General features: G+C 48.4%; 2 protein-coding genes. Both read left to right on the top strand.

Features of this window, described 5'->3' with window-relative positions; genetic code table 11:
* Positions 1-1,611, top strand: a 1,611-nt coding sequence (locus tag AC1DFM_RS34510) for a non-ribosomal peptide synthetase (RefSeq protein WP_477081336.1), incomplete at its 5' end; no start/stop codon positions are given.
* Positions 1,612-1,647: 36 nt separating this feature from the next.
* Positions 1,648-4,278: non-ribosomal peptide synthetase (locus AC1DFM_RS34505; RefSeq protein ID WP_477081335.1), on the top strand; the 2,631-nt coding region annotated here is incomplete at its 3' end.

Genomic DNA, 4,278 nt, shown 5'->3' with positions numbered 1-4,278 from the left:
GATATGGTGATCGGCATACTGGGGATACTGAAAGCGGGCGGCGCATATGTACCTGTTGATCCGTCCTATCCGGCAGAAAGGATTTTGTATATGCTGTCAGACACGGGAGCTTCCGTGATATTGAGCAGTGCGGTCTTATCAGCCCAGCTTCCGGCTAACGATGCCAGAATAGTATTACTGGAAGACATCTTCGTAAATACCACCGATATACCGGTTTCCGGACTACCGGCACCTCGTCCTCATCACCTGGCGTATGTGATCTATACCTCCGGATCTACAGGTGTTCCCAAAGGAGTGATGATCGAGCACCAGGGTCTGTTGAATCATTTGTATGCCAAGATCAATACACTTGAAATAGATGAACAATCGGTGATCGCACAAACAGCCACTTATAGCTTTGATATATCAGTATGGCAGATGTTTGCGGCCTTGGTCTGCGGTGGCACAACGGTTATTTATCCATCATCAGTCATTTACGATCCATCTTCGCTGCTTGCCCTCACGCATCGCAGCGGGGTCACCATACTGGAGCTGGTGCCTTCTTATCTGTCATCGTTGTTGCAGTCGGGCATCAGCACTCCATTAAAGGGGCTGCGTTACCTGTTGGTAACAGGAGAGGAGGTGAGTGCAAGGTTACTGGAGCAATGGTTTGGTCATGCAGCTTATGGTGGTATACCGGTAGTGAATGCGTATGGTCCCACAGAAGCGTCAGATGATATTACGCATCATATCATGTCTTCAGCGCCATCCGGATCGACGGTGCCATTGGGTCGTCCTGTGCAGAACCTGCGGATCTATGTGCTGGACAAACGGGGTTGTATTTGCCCGGTGGGTGTCTGGGGAGAGATCTGTGTGAGCGGAATTGGAGTAGGTCGTGGTTACCTGAACCGGGCGTCGCTGACGGAAGAGAAGTTTGTAGCTGACCCGTTTGTAAAAGGAGCGCGGATGTATCGTACGGGAGATCTGGGTCGCTGGCTGGCGGATGGAACGATCGCTTACGGCGGTCGCCTGGATGAACAGGTGAAGATCCACGGTTACCGCATTGAGCTGGGAGAAGTGGAGAGTGTGCTATCCGGTAATGAGCAGGTACATCAGGCGGTAGTGGTGGCACAGGAAGAGGAATCTGGTCACCGGCGGCTGGTGGGCTATGTGGTTCCCCGTGCAGACTATGACAAGGAAGCGGTGCAATCATGGCTGAAAGCGCGTTTGCCGGCCTATATGGTTCCTGCTGTACTGGTAACACTGGAAGCGCTGCCGCTGACACCGAATGGAAAGGTGGACAGGAAATCGTTGCCTCAGCCGGATGATAGGTTGTTGCAGCCGGAAAATTATGTAGCTCCGGAAACGGCCACCGAGCAGCTGTTGGCAGGCATCTGGCAGGCGTTGCTGGGAAAAGAACGTATAGGCATCCACGATAACTTCTTCGAACTGGGTGGTCACTCGCTGCTGGTGATGCGGCAGAATGCCGCCATCCACAAAGAGCTGGACATAGAAATACCCGTCAGCATTTTCTTCCAGCTTCCAACTATCGACGCTTTGGCTAAATATATAAATGTTAGCCAGGCTGATTTTACGCCCGCATTTGAAGAAATGAAAACCATAAAAATATAGTGGTTCAACCATTCGACTATCCTTAAATAACAGACCATGACTAGCTTTAAGCTGAAAGACATTCTATCATTACTGGAAAAAGCAAATAGCATCGGCATAAAAATATCTCTGGATGATAATGAATTAGTGGTGCAGGTCCAGAAGGAACAGGAAATAGATAGCGCTTTTTTGCATGAACTGAAACATAACAAAGAGTATATTATTGAATATTTAAAAACCCGCAAACAGCATGGACGGACTGGCTTTACCGGCAATGTCAGCGCCTATGACAGGAAGGAAGGCATGCATATCCCACTTTCGTATAGCCAGGAACGTTTGTGGTTCATTCATCAGCTGGAAGGCAGCGTGCAGTATCATATACCTGCTATGCTCAGGATCAGCGGCCCCCTGGATAGTAATGTGCTCGCACATACCTTGCGAACGATTGTTGACCGCCATGAAATATTGCGGACCGTTATCGCGCAGGAAGAAGGAGAAATGTATCAGCGGATATTGGCAAAAGGTCAGCTGTCGTTAACGGTTGTTGCTGGTGAAGCATACCGGGAAGATGATAATGCCCTGAAGAATTATGTCAGGCTATTGGCAGATGCACCGTTTGATCTGGAAAAGGATCACATGCTGCGCGCACATCTGATCGTACTGGATAAAGAGGAACATGTACTGGTAGTGGTATTGCATCACATCGCTTCAGATGCCTGGTCTTCAGGAATTATACTACAGGAGCTGGTAACCTTGTATGATGCTCATACGGCGGGAAAGAAGCTTCAGTTGCCGGACTTGCCGATACAATATGCGGATTACGCTATCTGGCAACGATCAGAGATAATAAATGGGGTGCTGGAAAGAAAACTGGAGTACTGGAAAGAGAAACTGAAAGGCGCAACAATGCTGCAATTGCCTTCGGACCATCAGCGTCCGGCAGACCAACGCTATCGTGGAAGCAGCGCTTCTTTTCTGCTGGACAAAGATCTGACTGCCAGGTTACAGGACTTATCCCTGCAACAGGATGCTACGTTGTACATGACCATGCTGGCAGTTTTTAAAGTGTTGCTACACCGGTACAGCGGTCAGGATGATATTGTAGTGGGAAGCTCAACTGCCGGGCGTCAGCTGAGAGAGCTGGAAGGACTGGTCGGCTTTTTTTCCAATACGCTCACGCTACGGAGTAACCTTGGGAATGATCCTTCCTTTATATCCTTACTGCAACAGGTAAAGCAAACCACGCTGGAAGGATTCGATCATCAGGATGTTCCTTTCGGGAAGGTGGTGGAAGCAGTGGTAAAGGAACGGGACAAAAGAGGGAATCCACTATTCCAGGTAATGTTTGTTCAGCAAAACAGATTGGATATTGCTGGCATTGCATTAGGGAAAGCAACCGTGTATCCGGAACTGATTGAGCAGACCACTTCCAAATTTGATCTGACTCTTTTTATTCAGGAAACACCCACAGGTATAAATGTATATACAGAATATAATGCAGACCTGTTTACACCGGATACCATAGACCGCTTGCAGGGGCATTTTGAAGTATTACTGCGGGCGGTTGTAGATGTACCTGCTGCACATATAAGCTCGCTGAATATGCTGCGTTCTGATGAAAGAATGCTGCTGCTGAACGGGGCTGACAAGGAAACGCAGTATATGCCCCTGTCGGATAAATCAATTCTGACGCAATTTGAAGAGCAGGCTGTCCGTCACCCAGACACTATTGCACTTATATCTGAAAACAATACGATCACTTACAGGCATCTGAATGAACATGCCAATCAACTGGGCAATTACCTGAGAGGCGAGGGGGTTGGTGAAGGAACATTGGTGCCGGTCTGTATGGAGCGCTCGTCAGAGATGATCGTTGCCATACTGGGTATATTGAAAGCTGGTGGAGCTTATGTTCCACTGGAACCCAACCTTCCCGCAGAAAGGATAGCATATGTACTGACCGATACGGCAGCTAGTATTGTCATCAGCAACAGTCTGTACAAAAGCAGATTGCCGGAAACCGGCACATGCCAGATCATTTCCATAGATGATGACGCAGAAAAGATAAGCAGCTTCCCTACTGAGGCGCCTGGCGTATTTCCTGTCGCTGATCAACTGGTGTATGTTATCTATACATCAGGCAGCACCGGTAAACCTAAGGGAGTGATGGTGACGCATGGCAATATTACAGATTATATGGGCGGTCTTCAGGCCCGCCTGAATATTGACAGCTGTCGTTCTTTCGGATTGCTCTCCAGTATAGCCACAGATCTGGGCAACACAGTCATATACAGCTCCCTGGCGGTTGGGGGCACTTTACATGTGCTTTCAAAAGCGCTGACCAATGATGCAGAAAAGATCAGAACATATTTTAATCAGCATCGTATTGATTGTATCAAAGTAGTTCCTTCGCACTGGAAAGCATTATGCGATGGAGATGCGCTGCTGCTGCCGGAAAAACTACTGATCTTCGGAGGTGAATCGCTGGAGGTTGCAGTGGTGGAAAAGATACGCCGTTCCGGCGCAGCATGCGTAGTAGTGAATCACTATGGCCCAACGGAAACGACTATAGGAAAATTACTGCATATAGTAGAGACAGGTCGTTCTTATGAAGAGAACATCCCCATAGGCAAACCATTTTCTTCGGCACATATATACATACTCGACGCTATACATACTCGACGCCGG

Source organism: Chitinophaga sp. 05T412 (assembly GCF_056396465.1).
The sequence above is the reverse complement of the archived record's forward strand: the minus strand, read 5'-3'. Positions and strand labels throughout refer to the sequence as shown.